This is a genomic window from Microbulbifer weihaiensis, from assembly GCF_048323715.1.
In the GTDB taxonomy this organism is placed as follows: domain Bacteria; phylum Pseudomonadota; class Gammaproteobacteria; order Pseudomonadales; family Cellvibrionaceae; genus Microbulbifer.
The window spans coordinates 1-22185 of record NZ_JBLWFL010000002.1 but is presented as its reverse complement, the minus strand read 5'-3'; the positions used below and the strand labels follow the sequence as shown (position 1 = coordinate 22185).

General features: G+C 55.2%; 14 protein-coding genes. 4 read left to right on the top strand and 10 right to left on the bottom strand.

Annotated features, from left to right (window positions below):
- Positions 1 to 199: 199 nt before the first annotated feature.
- The 3 genes from ACNKU7_RS03900 (at position 200) to ACNKU7_RS03890 (ending at position 7070) form a co-directional block, all read left to right on the top strand.
- On the top strand, positions 200 to 3139 hold the full coding sequence (locus ACNKU7_RS03900) for a TonB-dependent receptor (RefSeq protein ID WP_418295657.1): 2940 nt from the start codon (positions 200 to 202) through the stop codon (positions 3137 to 3139).
- Between the two features lie 267 nt (positions 3140 to 3406).
- A complete protein-coding gene (locus ACNKU7_RS03895; protein WP_418295656.1) occupies positions 3407 to 3991 on the top strand; it encodes a MarC family protein in 585 nt (194 codons plus the stop codon).
- Between the two features lie 463 nt (positions 3992 to 4454).
- Positions 4455 to 7070, top strand: a complete 2616-nt coding sequence (locus ACNKU7_RS03890; protein WP_418295655.1) for a TonB-dependent receptor plug domain-containing protein — start codon at positions 4455 to 4457, stop codon at positions 7068 to 7070.
- Positions 7071 to 7231: 161 nt separating this feature from the next.
- Here the strand turns inward: ACNKU7_RS03890 and ACNKU7_RS03885 are convergent, their stop codons facing one another.
- Positions 7232 to 8404, bottom strand: a complete 1173-nt coding sequence (locus ACNKU7_RS03885; RefSeq protein ID WP_418295654.1) for a tetratricopeptide repeat protein — start codon at positions 8402 to 8404, stop codon at positions 7232 to 7234.
- Positions 8405 to 8655: 251 nt separating this feature from the next.
- Positions 8656 to 10014: a tetratricopeptide repeat protein gene (locus ACNKU7_RS03880; RefSeq protein ID WP_418295653.1), complete on the bottom strand. Its 1359-nt coding sequence runs from the start codon at positions 10012 to 10014 to the stop codon at positions 8656 to 8658.
- A gap of 97 nt (positions 10015 to 10111) precedes the next feature.
- Here ACNKU7_RS03880 and ACNKU7_RS03875 point away from each other — a divergent pair, with 97 nt between their 5' ends.
- Positions 10112 to 11653: a peptide MFS transporter gene (locus ACNKU7_RS03875; RefSeq protein WP_418295652.1), complete on the top strand. Its 1542-nt coding sequence runs from the start codon at positions 10112 to 10114 to the stop codon at positions 11651 to 11653.
- Between the two features lie 72 nt (positions 11654 to 11725).
- On the opposite strand, the gene ACNKU7_RS03870 is transcribed toward ACNKU7_RS03875, so the two are convergent.
- From ACNKU7_RS03870 to rimP, 8 genes are all read right to left on the bottom strand, one after another.
- Complete coding sequence (locus tag ACNKU7_RS03870; RefSeq protein ID WP_418295651.1) at positions 11726 to 12550, bottom strand: sulfite exporter TauE/SafE family protein; 825 nt, start codon at positions 12548 to 12550, stop codon at positions 11726 to 11728.
- Positions 12551 to 12654: 104 nt separating this feature from the next.
- Complete coding sequence (pnp, locus tag ACNKU7_RS03865) at positions 12655 to 14772, bottom strand: polyribonucleotide nucleotidyltransferase (RefSeq protein WP_418295650.1); 2118 nt, start codon at positions 14770 to 14772, stop codon at positions 12655 to 12657.
- A 267-nt stretch (positions 14773 to 15039) separates the two neighbouring features.
- Positions 15040 to 15309 carry a 30S ribosomal protein S15 gene (gene rpsO, locus ACNKU7_RS03860; RefSeq protein WP_066966910.1) on the bottom strand — a complete coding sequence of 90 codons (270 nt, stop codon included), beginning with the start codon at positions 15307 to 15309 and terminating at the stop codon, positions 15040 to 15042.
- Between the two features lie 110 nt (positions 15310 to 15419).
- The gene (gene truB / locus ACNKU7_RS03855) at positions 15420 to 16355 is read right to left on the bottom strand and encodes a tRNA pseudouridine(55) synthase TruB (RefSeq protein WP_418295649.1); all 936 of its coding nucleotides are present in this window, start codon (positions 16353 to 16355) and stop codon (positions 15420 to 15422) included.
- Complete coding sequence (gene rbfA, locus ACNKU7_RS03850; RefSeq protein ID WP_418295648.1) at positions 16355 to 16765, bottom strand: 30S ribosome-binding factor RbfA; 411 nt, start codon at positions 16763 to 16765, stop codon at positions 16355 to 16357. Before rbfA ends, truB begins: the two co-directional genes overlap by 1 nt.
- A 124-nt stretch (positions 16766 to 16889) precedes the next feature.
- The gene (gene infB, locus ACNKU7_RS03845) at positions 16890 to 19691 is read right to left on the bottom strand and encodes a translation initiation factor IF-2 (protein ID WP_418295647.1); all 2802 of its coding nucleotides are present in this window, start codon (positions 19689 to 19691) and stop codon (positions 16890 to 16892) included.
- A 149-nt stretch (positions 19692 to 19840) separates the two neighbouring features.
- Positions 19841 to 21337 carry a transcription termination factor NusA gene (gene nusA, locus ACNKU7_RS03840; RefSeq protein WP_418295646.1) on the bottom strand — a complete coding sequence of 499 codons (1497 nt, stop codon included), beginning with the start codon at positions 21335 to 21337 and terminating at the stop codon, positions 19841 to 19843.
- A gap of 132 nt (positions 21338 to 21469) precedes the next feature.
- Positions 21470 to 21934: a ribosome maturation factor RimP gene (gene rimP / locus ACNKU7_RS03835; RefSeq protein WP_418295645.1), complete on the bottom strand. Its 465-nt coding sequence runs from the start codon at positions 21932 to 21934 to the stop codon at positions 21470 to 21472.
- Positions 21935 to 22185: the final 251 nt, after the last annotated feature.

Genomic DNA, 22185 nt, shown 5'->3' with positions numbered 1-22185 from the left:
AAAATATTGAAATTATCTGCCAGCGCAATTGAGGTTTGCCCCCACGCACTCGTTATTGGTTTGTTGGGCACAGAGGTCGCTGTTTGGGGCAGCGCCCTCTTTCGAAATAAAAAAGTGATAAATGAACCAATAATTGAGAGGGTTTATGAAGACTAACTTCAGGAAGAGTTTATTGGGGCTTGCTATAGGCGCCTCCATTGTGAGCACTCCGGTCTTTGCTGCCGGCAACGTGAACGGCTCCATCGAGGGTACTTTCATCACCGCGGAAGGCGGCAGCGAAATCAACGGCGTCACCGTTACCATCGAGAATGCCGATAACGGATTCAAACGCACCATTTCAACCGGAAGCGACGGTGACTTTAAAGTTAATCTACCTGCCGGCAATTACCGAATCACTGCCACCAAAGAAGGGTATCAAGGTGCCTCTGTAGAGTCCGTAATGGTCTCCATTGGTAGTGAAGCAGACCTCACCATTCCGATGCAAATGGGTAGTGTTGAGGAAGTCGTGGTAGTTGGTGATGTCATCTCCCCAATTCGCACCGGCACCGCAGAATCAGCACTGAACATTGGCCTCGAAGACGTCGCCATGCTGCCGGTTTCAAGAAGCATCGAGTCTGTTGCCTTGCTGGCTCCAGGCACCGTTCTCGGTGACTCTGCCTTCGGTGAAGACAAGAACTTGGTGTCATTCGGCGGCGCATCCGTTGGTGAAAACGCCTACTACATCGATGGTCTGAACGTAACCAACTTCCGCAACGGTCTCGGTGGATCTTCCGTTCCATTTGAGTTCTACGACCAGTTCCAGATCAAAACTGGTGGCTACAGCGCCGAATTCGGTCGCTCTCTGGGTGGGGTACTCAATGCCGTAACCAAGCGCGGTACCAATGAATTCCACTACGGCATGGTTTCCTACTTCGAACCCGGCAGCATGAGAGGAGAAAGCCCTGACACTCTCTCCACTGACGGTACTCTCTACGACCTGAACTCGGAAAACACCAGCTCAAAATACACTACGGACTACTACGTTAGTGGCCCAATCATCCAGGACAAACTGTTCTTCTACGCACTGTACGAACAACAGGAGACTGCGGAAGAGTTCACTACCCGCGGTGCACCCGACACCTTTAATGATCGTGAAATTACCGACGACTTCTGGGGTGTCAACCTGACCTGGAACATTACCGATGATCACCTGCTGACCTACACCCACTTCAGTGACGAGCGCACCCGCGAAAACCAGCAGTACGCTTTCGACACCGATACCAACAAAAAAATGGGTGCGAAAGGCTCGGTATCGGATCAGCGCGGCGGTGAAAACTGGTTGATTCGTTATGACGGCCAAATCACCGATAACTTCAGCGTTTCCGCCCTGCACGGTCAAAACGAGTACAGCCTCACCACCACCGGCAGCACCGACGTTACCTGTCCTTACGTGGTAGACACCAGTGCTGGTGCTATCCCTGGCAACTCTTCCCTCTTCCCGGGCTGTGAAGCGAATGCACGCGTACAGCTTGGTGGTGACGAGCGAATTGCAGACCGCATCGACTTCGAGTGGGTACTGGGCGATCACAGCGTACGCTTCGGCTATGACCAGGAGAGCAACGCGTCTACATCTTCAGAAACCTATTCCGGTCTTGGCTTCCGTGAAGCGGGTGGTGTCTATTATCGCTATTACACCGCTGATCCTGGTACGCAACTTTCCAATGGCGGCATCGTGCCGGATGCCAATGGCGATGGCTCACCGGTACATATCATCCGCTACCGTCTTGGTGAAGTTGCCGGTGACTTTGAGGTTGAATCTAAGGCGTTTTACATCGAAGACACCTGGGAAATCCTCGACAACCTTGAAATCAGCGCCGGTCTGCGTAACGAAACCTTCTCCAACTACAACAGCGAAGGTGACGTATTTATCGAGATCGATGACCAGTGGGCTCCCCGCTTGAGCTTCTCCTGGGATCCAACAGGCAACGGTGAGTCGCGCGTTTTCGGTAACTGGGGCCGCTACTACATGCCGATCGCGTCCAACACCAACGTACGCCTCTCCGGTGGTGAGCTGGGCACTCAGCGCTACTTTGTGTTCGACGGTCAGTATGATCCAGAAACCATCGCGCCAGTCAACATTGGCGCCGAAGGCGTACCGACAACTCAAGAAATTGGTTCAATCCAGGTTACCGGCAGCGGCGAGGTGCCAGATAGCGCCCAGCTGTCTGACGTGAACATGGATCCTATGTATCAGGACGAATTCATTCTAGGTTACGAGCGAGCTTTGAATGACGACTGGACCTTCGGCACCAAATTTACCTATCGCGACCTGAAATCTCACATCGACGATGTGATCATCGATCACGCTATCGACGCGTTGGGTTACGAGCACACTGGTGACGCCCACGGCTACGTTCTGGCAAACCCCGGTAACGACATTACGATTCCATATGATCGTTTTGGTACCGGCGAGCTGGAAATGACCACTTTCTCTGCCGAGCTGTTGGGTTACCCGGAAGCCAAACGTACTTACAAAGAGATGGAGCTTTCTGCAGAGAAAGCGTTCGACGGCGTTTGGGGATTAACTGCAACCTATGTTTGGTCTGAGAGCAAGGGTAATACCGAAGGTTACGTAAAGTCAGACAACGGACAGGATGATGCAGGTATCACTCAGGACTTCGACTTCCCCGAGCTGATGGACGGCGCGTACGGTTACCTGCCGAACGACCGTACCCATAAGTTCAAAGTCTACGGTAACTATCAGCTAGCCGAAGACCTGCTGCTGGGCGCAAACTTCCTGCTGCAGTCTGGTCGTCCGATCAACTCCTTCGGTGCTGGACACCCCAATGGCACTCCCGGATACGGTGACACTTACTACATCACGGATCCGAATGGCGACCTCGTGTTTACCGAGCGTGGTAGCCGCGGCCGCACCAGCTGGGTAAACCAGATCGACCTGTCACTGGTATACAACACTACCTTCGGTCTTGCCGATGTTGAGCTTCGTGCAGAAGTCTTCAACCTGCTGGATGCTGAAGCTGAAACCGAAGTTTATGAGTTTGCAGAACTGGCTCCGGGAACCCCTGATCCCAAATGGGGCATCAACCAGGCCTATCAAACTCCGCGTTACTTCCGCTTCGGCGCAAGCGCGCGTTTCTGATATAAGTTTAACAGCTTAGCCTTACACTGCTCCCCGCCGCTTGGCGGGGAGCAGTCATTTTGAAGGTCAACGCCTCCAACTCACATAACTCTCCCCTGCTGCCGATATATCTCCCGCCTAATGCCGGAACAGCTGGCATTTCATGCACCGTGGCAAAAGCGACTTTAATCTCCCCCCTGGCACAGTCTATTATTGGCTTATTCTCTCGTGGTGCGGGGTATTCCGCACGCGTCCCTTTCGCACTCTCACCTGACTAGTTTTAAGCATATGGATACATTAACCGCGTTCCTGACACTCCTGTTCGTCATGGATCCATTAGGTAATATCCCCGTTTTCCTTGCGGCACTTAAAAATGTGCCGCAACGCCGGCAACTCTTCGTGATCATGCGCGAGCTGGTTTTCGCATTGATTGTATTACTTGTATTTCTCTATGCTGGGCGCTATGTACTCGCTTGGCTTGGCCTCTCACAAGAAGCTATTCGAATTGCGGGCGCAATTATCCTGTTCTTGATTGCCATCCGAATGGTATTCCCGATAGAAGGTGGGATCATGGGAGAAAGACTGGAAGGCGAGCCGTTTTTTGTTCCCCTTGCAGTTCCATTGGTGGCTGGCCCCTCGACGATGGCCATACTGATGCTGATGACAAATAGTGAAGGGGAACAGTTGTGGAATTGGACCCTGGCGCTACTCGGAGCATGGGGCGTTTCCGCCGTTATTCTGTTGGCTTCGTCTCCGCTGGCCCGCCTGCTCGGCAACCGCGGGCTCATTGCCGTGGAGCGTCTTATGGGGATGGTGCTGGTTATGTTGGCAGTACAGTTGTTCTTGGACGGAATCAAGCAAAGTCTCGCATAACCTACGTTACAAATGGCTACCGATTGCGCAGGGCCAGGTAGAGGCTCTGCGTGATAATATCCCTGCTCGGGGATTCACCAAATCTCATATCCACTCCCCACCATCCCGCTCTTCCAGAGCGATTCCGCTTCAGCGTATTTCATTTTTTGTACATACCGGCTAATTTTTGAACCACTCGACGAATGGACATCGAATTCTCGCTTTAGTTAATCCCATCCTAATAAAATTGAATATCAGAAATTTTGTAACAAAATATTTTAATTTTATAAAAAATAAAACACCCAAGAAGATCAATAATCAACCAATACGACCAAAAAAAAAACTCCCCGGCACCCGTTATCCCCTCCACCAAATGTCACGAAAGTTCCATTAGGGATTTTGATCATTTAAAGTCATGTCGCGCTAAAAATACATCTTCACGATAAAAACGTTGTAAGTGCACTAAGTACATAAAGGATGCATTATGATCAAGACCAAGTTGAGCATTGCTGTTGCAGCACTCAGTGGCTTCGCCGCCCTGAGCGCATCAGCACAAGACGCACAGGTAGAAGAAATTGTAGTAACCGGCTCGCGCATAGCTAGCGCAGTCTCCGACACCCCTCGCCCCGTGACCACCGTAAGCGTGGAAGATATCCAAATGAGCGGCGCGGATACTATTGCCGATTACCTGCGCAATTCCTCCTACAACACCCTGGGTTCTTACACCGGCCAGTCAGGCTCGAGCTTTGGCTCCGCGCAACTTGTTAGCCTTAAGGGCCTCGGCGCAGACCGCACAGCAGTACTAGTCAATGGCCGACGCGTGCCGGGTAACCCGTGGACAGGCTCTTCCGCGGTGGATATCAGCACAATACCAATGGCCGCTGTCGAGCGTGTTGAAATCCTCACCGACAGTGCGTCCGCGGTTTACGGGGCAGACGCAATTGGTGGTGTCATTAACATCATCATGAAAAAAGACTGGGAAGGCGCAGAGCTGTCCCTGGGCGCAACCTCTCCCTCGCGCGATAACGCGGATGGCAGAAGCGCCAGCTTTACTTTAGGCACATCTTCAGAGCGCGGCAACGTGGTCTTCTCTGCCGAATATGTGAAGAAAAGCACCATCTTTGACCGAGACCGCTGGTATTCCGCGCCGCAAATTAACGGTACCTCAGGTGTGAATGGGCTGCCGATTGACGGTAGTGACGTACAAGGTATCAACGGTGGAGGTAACTCCGCTTTCACTACCGATTTCACCCAAGCACTCGGTGGTGTTGGCTCCTGTGATTATGCAGGCCTGACCCCAGTAGCAAATCCTTACGGGGTTGAAGGCACCGGCTGCGGTTACGCTTTTGCAAATTACAGCGCTGCGTCCCGGGGTTACGAGCGCCGCTCCACGTTCCTGTCTGGTGAGTTCGACCTGAATGACGATCTGTCAGTGTTCATCGAAAATCGCTTCAGCAACAAGTCAGATAAAGGCGTATTCGCCCCAGCTATCGGCGGTTTTGGTTTTTCTGAATCATCGCCCTACAACGAATTCGGCCAGGATGCCATCCTGTACCATCGCTTTGTTGCGCACGGCACTCGTGACGACTATGGAGATTCCAACGAATTCGACACCACTCTGGGCTTCAAGGGTAACCTGTTCAACGATGCTGTAAACTTCGAAGTTTATGCTCGAGATTATCGCTTTAATGCAGACAGTTCAGGCGAGAACTATGTGATAGCCAGTATCATTACCGATCTGGTTGCATCTGGCGCATACGATCCGACCAATCCGTTCTCAGCGGAAAACGCAGATGCGATAGCGCAATCCAAGGCAACCGTTTCCCGGGATATCAGCACTGTATTCGAAGGCTTTGGCGCTACCTTTGACGGCATGCTGGAGCAATTCTCACTACCGGGCGGCGCGATTGGCTGGGCGGCAGGTGTCGAATCCGCTCGAGAATCATACAAGGATGATTACGACTCCTACCGCGAAGCAGGCAACATTATCGGTTCCGCAGGCATTTCCGCAGGCGGCTCTCGCAGTCGCAAAGCGGCATTTGCGGAAGTCGAGCTGCCGGTGCTGGACACTCTGACTACCAATGTTGCAGCACGCTTCGACGATTACGATGACGTGGGCGGCGAATTTTCTCCGATGGTTTCCCTGCGTTACCAGCCTAGCGAGATCATTACCTTGCGAGCTTCCGCGGGCGAAGGTTTCAAGGCGCCGAACCTGGCTGACATGTACCAGGGCTTCGCTCAGAGCTTTAACGAAACTCCAGACCTGATGCGCTGTGAAGCACAGGGCATCGCACCGGCAGACTGCCCCTCTTCGCAGATCGAGAACTATACAGGCGGTAACATCGAGCTTGCACCAGAAGAAACCTCGTCCTGGAATCTCGGGGTCGTTGTATCTCCGCTGGAAAGCCTGACTTTGAGCGTGGACTGGTGGAACGTACAAATTGACGGAGCGGTTACCCAGCTAGGTCTGGACGACGTACTGCTATTGGAAAAGTCCGGTGAACTACCTGCGGGCATGTACGTAAATCGTGCACCTTCAGCCAACGGCGTACCGGGCGCGATCACTCGTTGCGAAGGCAGCGGCAAAACTGTACCGGATTGCGGTATCGTCAACGTAGTTGCCAACCTGGCCGAGCGTGAGGTCGAGGGTGTAGATCTGAAAGCCAACTGGAGTATCGACACCCAGTTTGGTGCACTGGAAGCTGACTTGAGCTGGTCTCACATCGCGAAGTACAACGAAATCCTTCCAGTTATCGGCCTAAAAGAACAGGCTGGAACGCAAGAATTCCCGCAGGATAAGGCGAACCTTGCGTTAAGCTACAACTGGAACGACGTTACCGTCGGTTATACGTACACCTGGCTGGCAGAAACCGACTCCGACTACGGTGGCACTTTCCCGTCCTGGAGCGGTCACGACGTAACCATGATGTACTCTGCACCTTTCGGTACCGAGTTTTCCCTGGCAGTGCTGAACCTGACTGACGAAGATCCGACTATTGAGGATACCGTTGGTTGGAACTCAGTAACTTCCGCGGTCTCCATGGCACTGACACCAATCACTGGACGCGTTGTATCTGCTGGTATTCGCCACCGCTTCTAAGTGACACTAGATTTTCTGCCCTAAGTAGTACCAAGGGCCAGGAAAAATCACAGACCCCGGCTCCGCCGGGGTTTTGTTTTTTCTATCTCTTACTTTCCAAAGTTTGTGACTACTTGTCACAAATTACAGGCAAATGTTGCCCTTCTCCCGCAACCCTTAAATTAAAGCCGCTTTGTAGACTTCAGCTCCGACAGCTCGGCTTCATAAGCCAATTCAATTTCCCGACTTTCGAGTAGACTGAATGCTTTCGTAAGATGCGATGTGGCAGCCTTGAGATCTCCTAGCAGATATTGAGTTTTCCCCATAAGAAAATGCAGGCGGTGATCATCCGCGTTTTCTTTCAAAGCCTGTTGCAGCCTCGCCTTAGCAGCCCGGTATTCTCCATTCATAAATAGGCTTTTCGATATGTAATACTGATTATGGGGATTGAGAGCGAGTAGCTCTTGCTTCGCCTCGAGAAACTTTAAGGCCTGTTGCGCATTTCCGCTTTCACGATAAAGCCGCTCCATATTACTCATCGCGATATAACTTTTAGGATCCAGTTGCAGCGCGATCTGGAAGGCACCGGCGGCCTCCTGGAAGTGGCCATGGCGCTTGTATATGGCCCCCAAATTTAGCCAGAAGTTACTGTCACCTGGTGACAGAGAGATCGCTTTTTTCAGAAGCGTGAAAGCGTACAGCGGGTCTCCGGCTTCACGCATTACTTCCACCGCACGGTTACTGTAATACTGGGAGAATGCGACCCGATCAGAAATTTCTTCCTGGTACATGGTGGGTTGATAATCGATCAGCCCAAAATCCACAACTTTCTTGCCGGATGGAGGGTAGGCCACCATGTTGATGTGGCGATAATTTACATAGGTGTGTTGGTCTTCGAATTTCCGAAGCTGTGGTGTTTCCACTTGATTGAAATGAGCTTCGATACCCAGTTCTCTACTGAGGGCTACCAGTAATAGCGTGACGGCCAAGCAATTACCCGAGCGATTCCGGAAAGTTTCCGCTGCAGACAAAGTCGTTTGCGCGCTGTACTCAATTGCGAAGCTTCCCTGGTTGAAATGAGCCACCAACGCCTGCCAGCGCTGTTCAACGGGCTCTCCCGGAGCCAACTCCTCGATAAAGCTCGCCATCTCAGCACTCACTTCCAGCAAGCCTGGCTCTACCACATTATCGGTTACAGCGCTGCCAAACAGCGCTGTGCCACTAAGTAGGTATTCCGCGTCAATAAGTGTCTCAGATGCCTGCCCGGACATGTGTGACGAAGGAGAAACTTGTGAATGGGTGGCGCAACCGCAAGTACAAGCCACGATTAAGGCAAAGATTATTCGTAAAAGCATAGATTCCTACCGGGCTCATTTGGCGGAGAAATCTACCAACGGAATCACAATCTCAAAAGAAAAATATGCTCCATGTCACAATTCTTACGTTAGGCAGCTCACAAAAAGAACAGATTGAATTATTCCTGTTCGAAAGTAGCAATACTTAAAGGTCGTCGCGCGGCTCAAGCGAAACTTGTATTACATTTTGCAGCACTGAATCCACCATGCAGGGAGCCGTAAACGCCCTTAGCCAACACAGAAATATTGATCTACCGATGTCGAAGTCTTTCGAGGTTCAAATGAAGTGTTCCCGGAGTATTTCGCAGGTTGTGGTGCGTTACTTGATTGAGTGAGTCTGGAAGCTCTCGCTCCAGCAACTCCAGTTTTTTAATATAAACACTTTGGGCAGATGGGTTATCAGCCAAATGGAACGCTTCAAAAAAGTGTTCTCGTGAGGTCGCGAATTCTTCCAGTCGATAGCTGGTCAAGCCCATCAAGAAGTGGAACCGGTGATCTCCTTGATGTTGCCCCAGCGCCCGCGTTAGCTGTTTTTTCGCCGTGCGATAATTTCCACTCTCATAGGCGTTGCGGGCCTGATAATAAAGGTAGTAAGGGTTGCGCTCTCGATGGTAGCGCGCCCTTTCAGCGTAATAATCAGCCAAGGCATGGCGCTGGTCATGCCGGTAAAGCCGCTCCAGGTTACTCATCGCAATCGCGTGTGACGCATCAAGCTGTAACGCCTGCAAGTAACTCTGCTCGGCCGCATCCGGTTGCAGATTGCGGCTGTACAGCGCTCCCAGATTGGCCCACAAATCCGCACTGCCCGGGTGCAAATCAAGCGCCTTGCGTATATACAAAAACGCATCAGCCTGATTCCCCTGCTGCATCCACTCGAGACCGCGGTTACTGTAGTACTGCGCAAAGGCTTCGGAGTCACGCAGCCTTCGTTGATCAAACACCGGATCGTAAGCGGCAAGGTTGAAATCCACTACCCGACGCCCGCGGGCGCTTTGGGATACCATATTGATGTGTCGATAGACCACAAACGTGTGGAGGTCGTCGTGTTCCCAGATCGGCGGAACATCGACCTGATTAAAGTAGGCATCGGCGCCCAGTTCCCGGGCCATGGCCACCATCATCACGGTAAATGCCATGCAGTTGCCTTGCTGGCGCGTGTAGGTCTCTGCGGCCGTCAGTGTCGCGTCGGCTTTGTATTCCACCTGAAAATCCTGAGTTTCAAAGCCCTTTATGAGAGCCTGCAGGCGCGTATCCGGATCAGCGGCTGGTTCAAGTTGTGCTAGGTAGTCCTTCATGGCCCAGGGCAGTTCGAGGATTCGATCATCCGGGAGGTTCGATGGATCGAGCGGTTCGCCAAGGAGTGCCACTCCGGATAACAGCCATGCGGTATCAATATTGCTCGCCGGCTCAGGGGGAGCCGCAACGCAACCAACCAGTAAAGCAGCAGCGAGCAACACCCCACGGATGGACAAAGTCGGCCATTGTGACCATATCCACCATGATGGTGCAGAATTTTGCGGGGTTTTCATCGTTTTTCTCCCCATTTCATCTCTGGAAATGGCAGATTTACCATTATTCCTGTCGCAAAGAAAAGCATTTGGCAGGTTCATAGCCTGTTTCACCTGTAACCATTCGCCTGAAATAGAGTCCGCTGTTAAACTCGAGTTCGTTTTACTTATTAAAGCTATAACAACTGGAACCACTGATATGTCGTCAAATACGCATCAGAACAGTGCCGGCTTCTTCGGCCACCCGAAAGGGCTCTCCACGCTCTTCTTTACTGAAATGTGGGAGCGCATGAGTTACTACGGAATGCGGGCCCTGCTGGTCCTGTTCATGACCGCCAGCCTGCAGGAAGAAGGACTCGGGTTTACTGTAGCCGCTGCCGCCGCCATTTATGGGCTGTATACCGGTGCGGTTTACTTCCTCGGCCTCCCCGGTGGCTGGATCGCGGATCGCCTGCTCGGCGGCCAGAAGACCGTCTGGTACGGCGGCATCATCATCATGTGTGGCCATATCGTGCTGGCCATTCCCAACGAAAGCACCTTCTTCGTAGGCCTGATGCTGGTTGCGACCGGTACCGGCCTGCTGAAGCCGAACATCAGTGCGCTGGTTGGCCACCTGTACGCGTCAGATGACGTGCGTCGTGACAGCGGCTACGCCATCTACTACATGGGCATCAACATCGGCTCCCTGATCGGCTACTTCATCTGTGGTTACTTCGGTGAGAGCGTGGGTTGGCACTGGGGCTTCGGTGCCGCTGCGGTTGGTATGGCGGTAGGCCTGATCCAGTACCGCTTCACGATCAGCAACCTGGGCAACGCCAGCCTCGAGCCGGAAAACCCCCTCTCCGCGCATGGCGCCAAGCGCGCCTGGCAGGTGATTGGCGCAGTAGTGGTATTGGCCGCGGTTGTCGCTGGCCTGGCCCTGACTGGCAAGATCACCATTAACCCGGTCGTGATCGCACAGTATGTGGCCGTCGCCTTCACTCTGACCTTCTTCGCTTACTACGGATTCATCTACTTCGCCGGTAACCTGACCGACGCGGAGAAGAAACGTATGTGGGCACTGTTCCTGGTGTGCCTGGCGTCCGCTTGTTTCTGGTCCGGCTTCGAACAGGCTGGCTCGTCCCTGAACCTGTTTGGTCGCGATTACACCGACCGCCTGATCGGCGCCTTTGAAGTGCCGGCCTCCTGGTTCCAGAGCGCCAACGCCTTCTTCATCATTGTGCTGTCCCCGTTCTTCGCTGCCCTGTGGATCAACCTGGGCAAGCGCATGATCACCCCGTCCTACAGCATGAAATGCGCAATCGGCCTGATCATCATGGCGTCCGGTTTCCTGATCATGTTCTTTGCCGCCCAGTATGCGGCACAGGGCCTGAAAGTCGCGCCTTACTGGCTGATCACCACTTACTTCCTGCACACTGTTGGTGAGCTGTGCCTGAGCCCGGTGGCGCTGAGCGCAGTGAGCAAGCTGTCTCCACGCCGCTTTGCTGGCCAGATGATGGGTGTGTTCGTGCTCACCTACTCCATCGGCAACATCATTTCCGGCCTGCTGGCAGGTAACTTCGATCCGGAGAACATCCAGGAACTGCCCAACCTGTACCTGCAGATCGCCCTGTTCAGCATCGGTATCGGCATCATCCTGGTGCTGGTCGGCATGAAGTCCAAGGTCTGGGAAAAAGGTGCGGAAGACGATCATATCGAGCCTGTAGAGCCCGCCGAGGCCCCGGCCAAGACCATCAGCTAAGGCATTAAGCCTCACAGCAAATAAAAAGGCCGCTGCGGTTACCCGCAGCGGCCTTTTTATTTGGCATATATATCAGCTGAAAAGTACTTGGTAGTTCAGCCAGACAAACCGCACGCCGATCAGGAAAAGCAGTCCGCCAAAACAATTCTTCAACAGCTGGGGCGAGAGCCTGTGGGCAAGTAGCGCCCCCAGCTTGGCGAACCAGGCACTGGTCAGAACAATGCCGAAAAAGGCCGGCCAGTAGATATAGCCACTGCTCCATTCGGGCAACTGCACATTGCCCCACCCCTGGTAGGCAAAGCTGAGCGCCCCGGCCACGGCAATCGGCAGGCCACAGGCCGCAGAAGTTGCCACAGCGCGCTGCATCACCACGTGACAGCGGGACAGGAAGGGCACCGTAAGTGAGCCCCCACCAATCCCGAAAATCGCGGATGCCCAGCCAATAAACCCTCCGGCCAGCGACAGCCCTGCCTTCCCGGGCACACGGCCTCCATCTGTGGATAACGGTTCTTTGCGCAGGCCATCCCGCCACATCTTCAGCGCGATCCCCACAGCAAATACACCAATCAGCAGCTGCAACCACGCACCGCTCAGCCAGTCCGCGGTCGTACCCCCAAGCCAGGAGCCCACAAGGATTCCCGGTGCCATCGCGACCACGATGTTCCAGTCCACCGCGCGCTTGCCGTGGTGGGTACGGATAGAGCTGATGGAGGTGACGATGATTGTCGCCAGCGAGGTTCCAACCGCCATATGGGTGAGGATTTCCGGTGCAATGCCCTGCGCGGTGAATACCAGTACCAGGGCCGGCACAATGATCAGCCCACCGCCAACGCCGAACAGGCCCGCTATGGTTCCCGCACCGATACCGACAAGAAGGTAAATCAGCAAAACTTCCATTATTTTTCCGCTATTTTGATTCGGCCAAATTCAAGACAAAAAAAACGGTGGCCTATAGCCACCGCTTTTCACCGCCTGCATGCAGGCTGGTTCACCGGGAAGGATTACTCCTCGCCGGTCGCCTCATCAGCTTCCGCCGCCGCGTCAGCGTTGGCTTCCTTGATGGACAGCTTGATACGGCCGCGCTGGTCTACGTCCAGTACCTTGACCTTAACCATCTGGCCTTCGCTCAGGTAGTCGGAAACCGCGTTTACACGCTCTTCCGCGATCTGGGAAATGTGTACCAGACCGTCTTTACCCGGCAGGAAGTTTACGAAGGCGCCGAAGTCGACGATGCGCACAACCTTACCTTCGTAGATCGCGCCGATCTCTGCTTCTGCAGTGATCTCTTCGATACGGGTAACCGCTGCTTCCAGGCTCTCACCGTCTTCACCGAAGACTTTGACAGTACCGTCGTCTTCGATATCGATGGAAGCGCCAGTCTCTTCGGTAATGGAGCGAATGGTCGCGCCGCCCTTGCCGATCACGTCGCGGATCTTGTCCGGATGGATCTTCAGGGTCGCGTAGCGCGGTGCGTTCTCGTTTACAACTTCACGGGAAGCGCCGATCACCTTGTTCATTTCCGCGAGGATGTGCAGACGTGCATGCAGCGCCTGTTCCAGAGCGGTTTCCATGATCTCTTCGGTGATACCTTCGATCTTGATGTCCATCTGCAGCGCGGTCACACCAGAGGCGGTACCAGCTACTTTGAAGTCCATATCGCCCAGGTGGTCTTCGTCACCCAGGATATCGGTCAGAACCGCGAAGCCATCGTCTTCCTTCACCAGGCCCATGGCGATACCGGCAACCGGTGCTTTCAGCGGTACACCCGCATCCATCAGCGCCAGGCTGGAACCACATACGGAAGCCATGGAGCTGGAACCGTTGGATTCGGTGATTTCGGAAACCACACGCAGGGTGTACGGGAACTCTTCCGGGTTCGGCAGTACCGCGGCGATACCGCGGCGGGCCAGACGGCCGTGGCCGATTTCACGACGGCCAGTAGCGCCTACACGACCCGCTTCACCTACAGAGTAGGGAGGGAAGTTGTAGTGCAGCATGAAGTAGTCTTTACGCTCGCCTTCCAGCGCGTCGATGATCTGCGCATCGCGGGTTGCCCCCAGAGTGGCCACAACCAAGGCCTGGGTTTCACCACGGGTGAACAGTGCAGAACCGTGACCTTTCGGCAGTACGCCTACTTCTACGGCGATCGGGCGGACGGTCTTGGTGTCGCGGCCGTCGATACGCGGCTCACCGCGAACTACAGCACCACGTACAATCTTCTTCTCGAGCTTGCCGAAGTAACCTTTGACGGTAGCGTCATCCAGCTCTTCTGTCGCCAGCGCTTCCACCGCCGCGCTGCGCAGTTCGCCCAGACGGGTGGTACGCTGCTGCTTGTCGGTGATCTTGTAGGCTTCTGCTACCTGCGCGCCGAACTGGCTTTCCAGTGCAGACTTCAGCTCTTCGTTTACGGCTTCCGGCTGCCAGTCCCAGGTGGGCTTGCCAGCTTCGGCTTTCAGCTCTTCACAGACCTTAACCACGGCCTGCATTTCCTGGTGGGCGAACAGCACCGCGCCCAGCATGATGTCTTCCGGCAGCTCGGCGGCTTCGGATTCAACCATCAGTACCGCGTCTTTGGTGCCTGCTACAACCATGTCCAGCTCGGACTCTTTCAGGGCCTTGTAGCCCGGGTTCAGCAGGTAGCCGTCTTTCTCGGTGTAACCCACACGCGCAGCACCGATCGGGCCGCCGAACGGAATACCGGAAACAGACAGGGCTGCGGAAGTGCCGATCATGCCAGCGATATCCGGATCTACGTCTTTTTCCGCGGACAGTACGGTGATCATCACCTGTACTTCGTTCATGAAGCCTTTCGGGAACAGCGGGCGGATCGGACGGTCGATCAGGCGGGAAGTCAGGGTTTCTTTCTCTGACGGGCGGCCTTCACGCTTGAAGAAGCCACCGGGAATCTTGCCGGCCGCATAGGCCTTTTCTTGGTAGTGTACGGACAGCGGGAAGAAGTCCTGGCCCGCTTTGGCTTCTTTGGCACCGACAACGGTACACAGCACCACGGTTTCGCCCATGGTGACCAGCGCTGCGCCGGTAGCCTGACGCGCGATTCGGCCGGTCTCGATGGTGACCTGTTGATTTCCGTACTGGAATGTTTTGGTTACTGGATTCACTAGTATCTTTCCTGTTTCCTCACGGCTGCTGGCCCATTCCAACAGCCCCTACATTGCTCGCCTGCGAGTAAGGCTCCTACAGTCACTAATTACTTCGTAGGATCCAGCCTTGCAGGCGAATTGCCGAGTTTGAGCCCTAAGCGGCAAGATAACCACTCTCAGCGACCCAAAAGCAACCCGGCACTCCCAGGGGAAAAACCTCTTGCCCCTGAAAATTCAGAATCTAGATAGAAGAATGCCCGCCATTTGGCGGGCATTCTCAGGGTCTTAGCGACGCAGGCCGAGCTTGGCGATCAGCTGTGCGTAACGGTTCAGATCCTTACGCTTCAGGTAGTCCAGCAGCTTACGACGCTGGTTTACCATGCGGATCAGACCACGACGGGAGTGGTGGTCTTGCTTGTGAGAAGCAAAGTGACCCTGAAGCTTGTTGATGTTGGCAGTCAGCAGGGCTACCTGAACTTCCGGAGAACCGGTATCACCTTCAGACTGGCCGTGCTCTTTCAGGATGGCTGCTTTTTCGTTTGCAGACAGTGCCATAACGAATTACCTCGTTCGTAACATGCTTTAAAGATTCGGCTGGCCCGTGCATGTTTACAGACCAGCTACTCGTTTACCCACGGTCGCCTGCAAGCAGGCGCCCCTACGGATTATTTCACTAACCGGCGGGGTGCGACCCGCCCGTCATCAGTAATCTCTCCAACGCCCAGAAATTCACCACTTTCCAGGAAGAGGCGCACCATATCACCTTCGTCGCCCAAGCGATAGACCTGCAGATCCATAACGGGCTGGCCCTGACGCAGATAGTAACCGGTGTCCTCGCTGAGGATCATTTTCGGCAGCCCGGACGCCGGAGAATCCATTGGCAACAGGTGATGATCCAGCAATTCCGCCCGATCCTCTCCGCGCTCTTCCGCCAGCTCGTCCAGCGTGATGGCATCTTTCTCCTCGTACGGGCCAGCGGCGCTGCGGTGCAGCTTTTCCACAAAGGCCCCCACGCCCAGCGCCTTGCCGAGGTCCTCGGCCAGGCTGCGCACATAGGTGCCCTTGGAACAATGCACCTCAATTTCCACACGGGGGTTGGTGCCCGGCACGAAATTCAGCAGCTCGTAGGAAAAAATCTCAACTTCCCGCGGTTCCCGCTCGACCTCGATACCCTGGCGCGCCAGCTTATACAGCGGCTGGCCATTATGCTTGAGAGCAGAGTACATCGAGGGAATCTGGCTGATCTTGCCCCGAAAGGCCGCCATGGCGTCGCGAACCTGCTGCTCGGTGATACCGGAGGCATCACTGGTCGCAATAACATTGCCATCCGCATCACCGGTCTCGGTGGTCATGCCCAGGCAGAATGTACTGCGGTAGCGCTTGTCGGCATCCAGCAGGTACTGGGAAAACTTGGTCGCCTCACCAAAGCATATCGGCAGCACACCGGTAGCCAGCGGGTCCAGCGCGCCCGTGTGACCGGCTCGGTTGGCAAAAAAGAGGCGTTTGGCTTTTTGCAGGGCATCATTGGCGGTGATCCCGGCGGGCTTGTTCAGCAACAGCACACCGTCGACCTGCCGGCCCCATTTTGGTCTGCGGCCCATCAGTCGTCGCTATCTTTGTCGGTATCTTGGTCGCTGTCCTGGGACTTGCTCTGATCCGCCTTAACTGCCTTGTCGATCAGCGCCGAGAGGTGCTGGCCGCGCACGGAAGTTTCATCGTAGCGGAACTGCAAGCGTGGAATAGTGCGGATCTGGATCTCCTTGGCGAGCTGGGTGCGCAGGAAACCTGCGGCCTTGTTCAGCGCGTTCATGGAGATATCGATCTTGCTGCGATCGTCTTCGCCCACCAGAGTGACGTAGACCTTGGCGACGGTGAGGTCTCGACTCACTTCCACATCGTTGACATTGACCATGCCAACACGCGGGTCGCGTACTTCGTGCTGGATCAGCCGGGCCAGCTCACGACGCATGGCGTCCGCTACCCGGTCTGCACGATGGAATTCTTTGGCCATTGTTTACCTATTGATAATGGCGGTTCGCCTGCAAGCAGGCTCCCGGGAATGACCCTGCAGGAGCCTGCTTGCAGGCGAACACAGAAACCCCGGCTTTCACCGGGGTAACGACTTGAACGTTGGATTACAGCTCGCGAGCTACCTTGACGATATCGTAGACCTCAATCTGGTCTCCCGGCTTCACGTCATTGTAGTCTTTAACGCCGATACCACATTCCATACCGTTGCGAACTTCCTGAACGTCGTCTTTAAAGCGACGCAGGGATTCCAGTTCACCCTGGTAGATCACGACGTTATCGCGCAGTACACGAATCGGCTTGTTACGGTACACAGTACCTTCGATCACCATACAGCCGGCAATGGCGCCGAACTTCGGCGAGCGGAATACGTCGCGCACCTGGGCAATACCTACGATGTCTTCGCGGACTTCCGGGTCCAGCATGCCGGACAGCGCCTGCTTCACTTCGTCCAGCAGGTTGTAGATCACGCTGTAGTAACGGATCTCTACGCTCTCGGTCTCCGCCAGTTTGCGCGCAGCCACGTCGGCACGGGTGTTGAAACCGATGATGATCGCACCGGAAGTCAGCGCCAGGTTCACATCGTTTTCCGCGATACCGCCGACACCGCTGGAAACCACGTTGACGGATACTTCTTCGTTGCCGATATCGGCCAGCGAAGCGAGGATTGCCTCGAGCGAGCCGCGCACGTCGGCTTTGACCACCACGGGCAGAACCTTCTTCTCGCCGGCTTCCATGTTGGCAAACATGTTTTCCAGCTTGGCCGCCTGCTGGCGCTGCATACGCTCGGTGCGCTCTTTGTTCGCACGTTGCTCAGCCACTTCACGGGCCTTGCGCTCATCGGCTACAACCAGGAATTCATCACCGGCGTTCGGGGTGGAGTCCAGACCAAGCAGCTCCACCGGGGTGGACGGGCCAGCTTCCTTCACGGATTTGCCGAGTTCGTTGGTCATCGCACGCACACGGCCATAGCTCTGGCCTGCCAGCACGATATCGCCGCGCTTGAGCTCGCCGCTCTGAACCAGCAGGGTGGCAACCACACCGCGGCCTTTTTCCAGACGGGCTTCGATCACGACACCGCTTGCCGGCACACCGACTTTCGCCTTCAGTTCCAGCATTTCGGACTGCAGGGAAACCGCTTCCAGCAGGTCATCGATACCCTGACCGGTGTGGGCAGAAACCTCGATGAACTGGGTATCACCGCCCCAGTCTTCCGGGATGACGTCTTTTGCTGCCAGCTCGTTCTTCACGCGATCCGGATCCGCTGCTTCCTTGTCGCACTTGTTAATCGCGACAACCAGCGGAACACCCGCGGCCTTGGCGTGCGCAATAGCTTCTTCGGTCTGCGGCATAACACCGTCGTCGGCAGCGACCACCAGAATAACCACGTCAGTCGCCTGGGCACCGCGCGCGCGCATAGCGGTAAATGCTGCGTGTCCCGGGGTATCCAGGAAGGCGATCTCGCCCTGGCTGGTCTTCACCCGGTATGCGCCGATATGCTGGGTAATACCACCGGCTTCGCCGGAGGCCACCTTGGTTTTACGGATGTAGTCGAGCAGGGAAGTTTTACCGTGGTCAACGTGGCCCATTACGGTAACCACCGGCGCACGGGATACTTCTTCGCCTTCAATTTCCTGGGACTGCGCAACCAGCTTTTCTTCCAGCTCGTTCTCAGAGCGCAGAACAACTTTGTGACCCAGCTCTTCGACGATCAGGGACGCGGTATCGCGATCCAGGCTCTGATTGATGGTGACCATTTCGCCCATCTTCATCAGGCGCTTGATCAGCTCGCCGGCCTTGATATTCAACTGCTTGGCAAGATCGCCGACAGTGATCGTCTCGCCCAGCTGTACTTCGTACACTTGCTTTCCTGTCGGCCGTTTGAAGCCGTGTGTGTTCTTCATCTTGACGGCGGCGCGAGACAGCGAGCGAGTGCTGCGCTTCTCTTCCTCATCGGACTCGAAAGCCTCCAGAGCAGCATCGTAAAGTGAAGTCTTGCTGGACTTCTTGGGACCGCCCTTGCCGCGACGACTGCGACGCTTGCGCGGTTCATCATCGTCTCGATCATCGGCAACAGTAACGACGCCTTCATGCTTGCGACGCACAGCAGTCGCAGGCTTCTCTGCTTCGGTAGCTACCTTCTTCTTGGCAACTTCCACCTGCTTTTTCTTTTCTTCTTCAACGCGCGCACGCTCTGCTTCTACGCGAGCTTTCTTTTCTTCCAGCTCTGCCGCTTCGCGCTCATCTTCTTTCTTGCGGCGTTCGATCGCCGCAATACGCATCGCTTCGATATCGTCTACATAGCTGGAACGAATGGGCGCTGGCTCAGGCTTGGCTTTCGGCTGAACTTTTTCTGGCGCCGGCTTGGCGACTTCTTTGGCTTCTTCTGCAGCCTTCGCCGCCGCTTCTGCTTCCGCCTTCGCTTTGGCATCGGCTTCCGCTTTTGCCTTGGCTTCCGCTTCTGCGCGTGCCTGGGCTTCCGCTTCCGCAGCCTCTTTTTCAGCCTGCGCGCGCTCTGCCGCAGCCTTTTCCGCTGCCGCGAGTTCTTCTTCGGCCTGCTTCAGCGCGCTGGTATCCGGCTCGGCCTGTTCGGCTTCTTCGGCGCGTTTGACGTAGGTGCGCTTCTTGCGCACTTCCACATTCACGGTCTTGCGGCCGGTGCCTGAACCGGTTTTCAGCGTGGTTGTGGTTTTACGCTTGAGGGTAATCTTGCGGGGAGCAGCGCTCTCCTCATCCTTGGTGCTGCCGTGGCTGCTTTTCAGGAAGTTGAGCAAGACCTGCTTTTCTTCTGCGGACACTTTTGCATCTGCGGAAGTGTGGGGCAAACCCGCCTCCTGCATCTGCTTGAGCAGACGCTCCTCGGTGGCACCAACCGATTTGGCGAGTTCGCTAACTGTTACTTCGGCCATTCTCTCTCCTAAAAAGTCGCTTAGTAGCGGCGCAGCGTCAGTTCATTTTGCTGCTCCGCCCTTCACCTGCTCGGCAGGCAATTCTGGGCGCACCATCATATTCAGGTGCGGTCTGTGCCGGGCTTTCGCCCGGCGCCAGGGCATCCGGCTTACTGGTCACTGTCGTCGGCGAACCAGGGTTCGCGAGCTTTCATGATCAGCGCGGCTGCACGCTCTTCGTCCATTCCTTCAATGTCCAGCAGATCATCCACTGCCTGCTCGGCAAGGTCTTCCATACTGGCCACGCCGCGGCTGGCCAACTGGAATGCGAGCTGACGATCCATACCTTCCATATTCAGCAGGTCTTCCTGCGGCTCAGCGGCTTCGAGCTGCTCTTCAGATGCCAGCGCCTGAGTCAGCAGCGCATCTTTGGCGCGGGCGCGCAGCTCTTCGGCGATGTCTTCGTCGAAGCCTTCGATCGCCAGCATCTCTTCGATGGGCACATAAGCCACTTCTTCGAGGGTGGTAAAGCCTTCATCGACCAGCACACTCGCTACATCTTCATCGATATCCAGACGCTCCATGAAGGTTTCCATGATGCCACCGGACTCGGCCTCCTGCTTGGCCTGCCACTCGTCAACGCTCATGACGTTGATCTGCCACTCGGTCAGTTCAGACGCCAGGCGTACGTTCTGACCGCTGCGGCCAATGGCCATCGCCAGGTTTTCCTCGGCGACTGCCACATCCATGGAGCCAGCGTCTTCGTCCACCACAATGGACTCGATCTCAGCCGGCGCCATGGCATTGATAACGAACTGGGCGGGGTTGTCGTCCCACAGCACGATATCCACACGCTCACCAGACAGCTCGTTGGAAACCGCCTGAACACGTGCACCGCGCATACCAACACAGGCACCAACCGGGTCGATACGGCCGTCGTTGGTGGTTACTGCAATCTTGGCGCGCAGACCGGGATCGCGCGCTGCGCCGCGAATTTCGATCACCTGCTCGGCAATTTCCGGCACTTCGATACGGAACAATTCGATCAGCATCTCCGGGCAGGAGCGGCTCAGCATCAGCTGCGGGCCACGTGCTTCGGGCTGGATTTCCAGCAGCACAGCACGCACGCGATCACCAAGGCGGAAGATTTCGCGACCGACCAGCTGATCCCGCGGCAGACGCGCTTCGGCGTTATTGCCCAGGTCTACCGCGATGAAATCACGGGTAACCTTTTTAACGGTGCCGCTGACCAGCTCACCGACGCGATCGCGATACTCGTCAACAATTTTGGCGCGCTCGGCTTCACGTACTTTCTGCACGATTACCTGTTTGGCAGTCTGCGCAGCGATACGGCCGAACTCGACGTTTTCTACCTGTTCACGGAATACATCACCGGCCTTGAGCTCCGGATCTTTTTCATGCGCTTCTTCCAGCGTGAACTGGGTACCCAGCTCGGCGAGCGTCTCGTCGCCCACAACTTCCCAGCTGCGGAAAGTTTCGTAGTCGCCGCTTCTACGATCAATGATCACCTGAATGGTGGAGTCTTCGTCGTAGCGTTTCTTGGTGGCCGTTGCCAGGGCCGCCTCGATTGCCTGGAAAATAATTTCCCGGTCGACGCCTTTCTCGTTGGAAACCGCTTCGGCTACCAGCAAGATTTCTTTGTTCATGCAGCTGCCTCTTCAAAAACGCTACGTGCTGTTTAATCAATGCTCCAATGAACTCCCGGATCACACCACCGGAACGCCCTGCAACACTGCCTCTACTAAAACTCAGTCAGACCTTACCGGATATGCCCGCTTTCAGTCTTCAAACTGGGGAATAATGTTCGCTTTTTCAATACTGTCGATAGGCAGCAGGTATTCATTCTCGCTGTCTATACGCAGCACTACTTCATCACCTTCTACACCCGCAATCAGGCCGCGCCACTTGCGCTGGCCTTCGAGTGGCATACGCAGACGCATTTCCACCTGGGCACCGATAAAGCGGCGATAGTGATCTAACTTATACAGCGGTCGATCCATACCTGGAGAAGAGACCTCCAGGGTGTAATTGCTGCTGATGGGATCTTCAACATCCATCACAGCACTCACCTGGCGACTGACTTTTTCACAGTCTTCAACACTGATGCCGTTCTCGGCATCGATATAGATCCGCAGCATGGCGTTGCGGCCGTGGGTCTGGTACTCGATACCCCACAGCTCACAGTCCAGTGATTCAACCACCGGTGCCAACAGCTCTTCCAGTATTTCGCGTTTGCTTGCCATATAACCACTTTGGCTCTCGGGCATTGCCGTTTTATTACCCGGCGTTGCACTGGAGCAGGTGCGCAGGCGCACTTTAAAAACAAAAAATGGGCAGCGGAGCTAACCCCACGGTCCGAATGAGAAACCGCGGCGCCGACTCCCGGCCCATTCGGATGGCAACCCCGGAAACCGGCTTGCCGCAGATACGAAAAAGCCCCTAACAGGGGCTTCAACTGCGTGAAAGTGACCAACAGATCACACTCACAGAATTT

What these genes read in the sequence shown, in the direction of transcription:
- infB (WP_418295647.1), bottom strand. Translation starts at nt 19,691, where the DNA reads ATGGCCGAAGTAACAGTTAGCGAACTCGCCAAATCGGTTGGTGCCACC.
- ACNKU7_RS03890 (WP_418295655.1), top strand. Translation starts at nt 4,455, where the DNA reads ATGATCAAGACCAAGTTGAGCATTGCTGTTGCAGCACTCAGTGGCTTC.
- ACNKU7_RS03895 (WP_418295656.1), top strand. Translation starts at nt 3,407, where the DNA reads ATGGATACATTAACCGCGTTCCTGACACTCCTGTTCGTCATGGATCCA.
- ACNKU7_RS03885 (WP_418295654.1), bottom strand. Translation starts at nt 8,404, where the DNA reads ATGCTTTTACGAATAATCTTTGCCTTAATCGTGGCTTGTACTTGCGGT.
- rpsO (WP_066966910.1), bottom strand. Translation starts at nt 15,309, where the DNA reads ATGGCACTGTCTGCAAACGAAAAAGCAGCCATCCTGAAAGAGCACGGC.
- rimP (WP_418295645.1), bottom strand. Translation starts at nt 21,934, where the DNA reads ATGGCAAGCAAACGCGAAATACTGGAAGAGCTGTTGGCACCGGTGGTT.
- ACNKU7_RS03870 (WP_418295651.1), bottom strand. Translation starts at nt 12,550, where the DNA reads ATGGAAGTTTTGCTGATTTACCTTCTTGTCGGTATCGGTGCGGGAACC.
- ACNKU7_RS03880 (WP_418295653.1), bottom strand. Translation starts at nt 10,014, where the DNA reads ATGAACCTGCCAAATGCTTTTCTTTGCGACAGGAATAATGGTAAATCT.
- nusA (WP_418295646.1), bottom strand. Translation starts at nt 21,337, where the DNA reads ATGAACAAAGAAATCTTGCTGGTAGCCGAAGCGGTTTCCAACGAGAAA.
- rbfA (WP_418295648.1), bottom strand. Translation starts at nt 16,765, where the DNA reads ATGGCCAAAGAATTCCATCGTGCAGACCGGGTAGCGGACGCCATGCGT.
- truB (WP_418295649.1), bottom strand. Translation starts at nt 16,355, where the DNA reads ATGGGCCGCAGACCAAAATGGGGCCGGCAGGTCGACGGTGTGCTGTTG.
- ACNKU7_RS03875 (WP_418295652.1), top strand. Translation starts at nt 10,112, where the DNA reads ATGTCGTCAAATACGCATCAGAACAGTGCCGGCTTCTTCGGCCACCCG.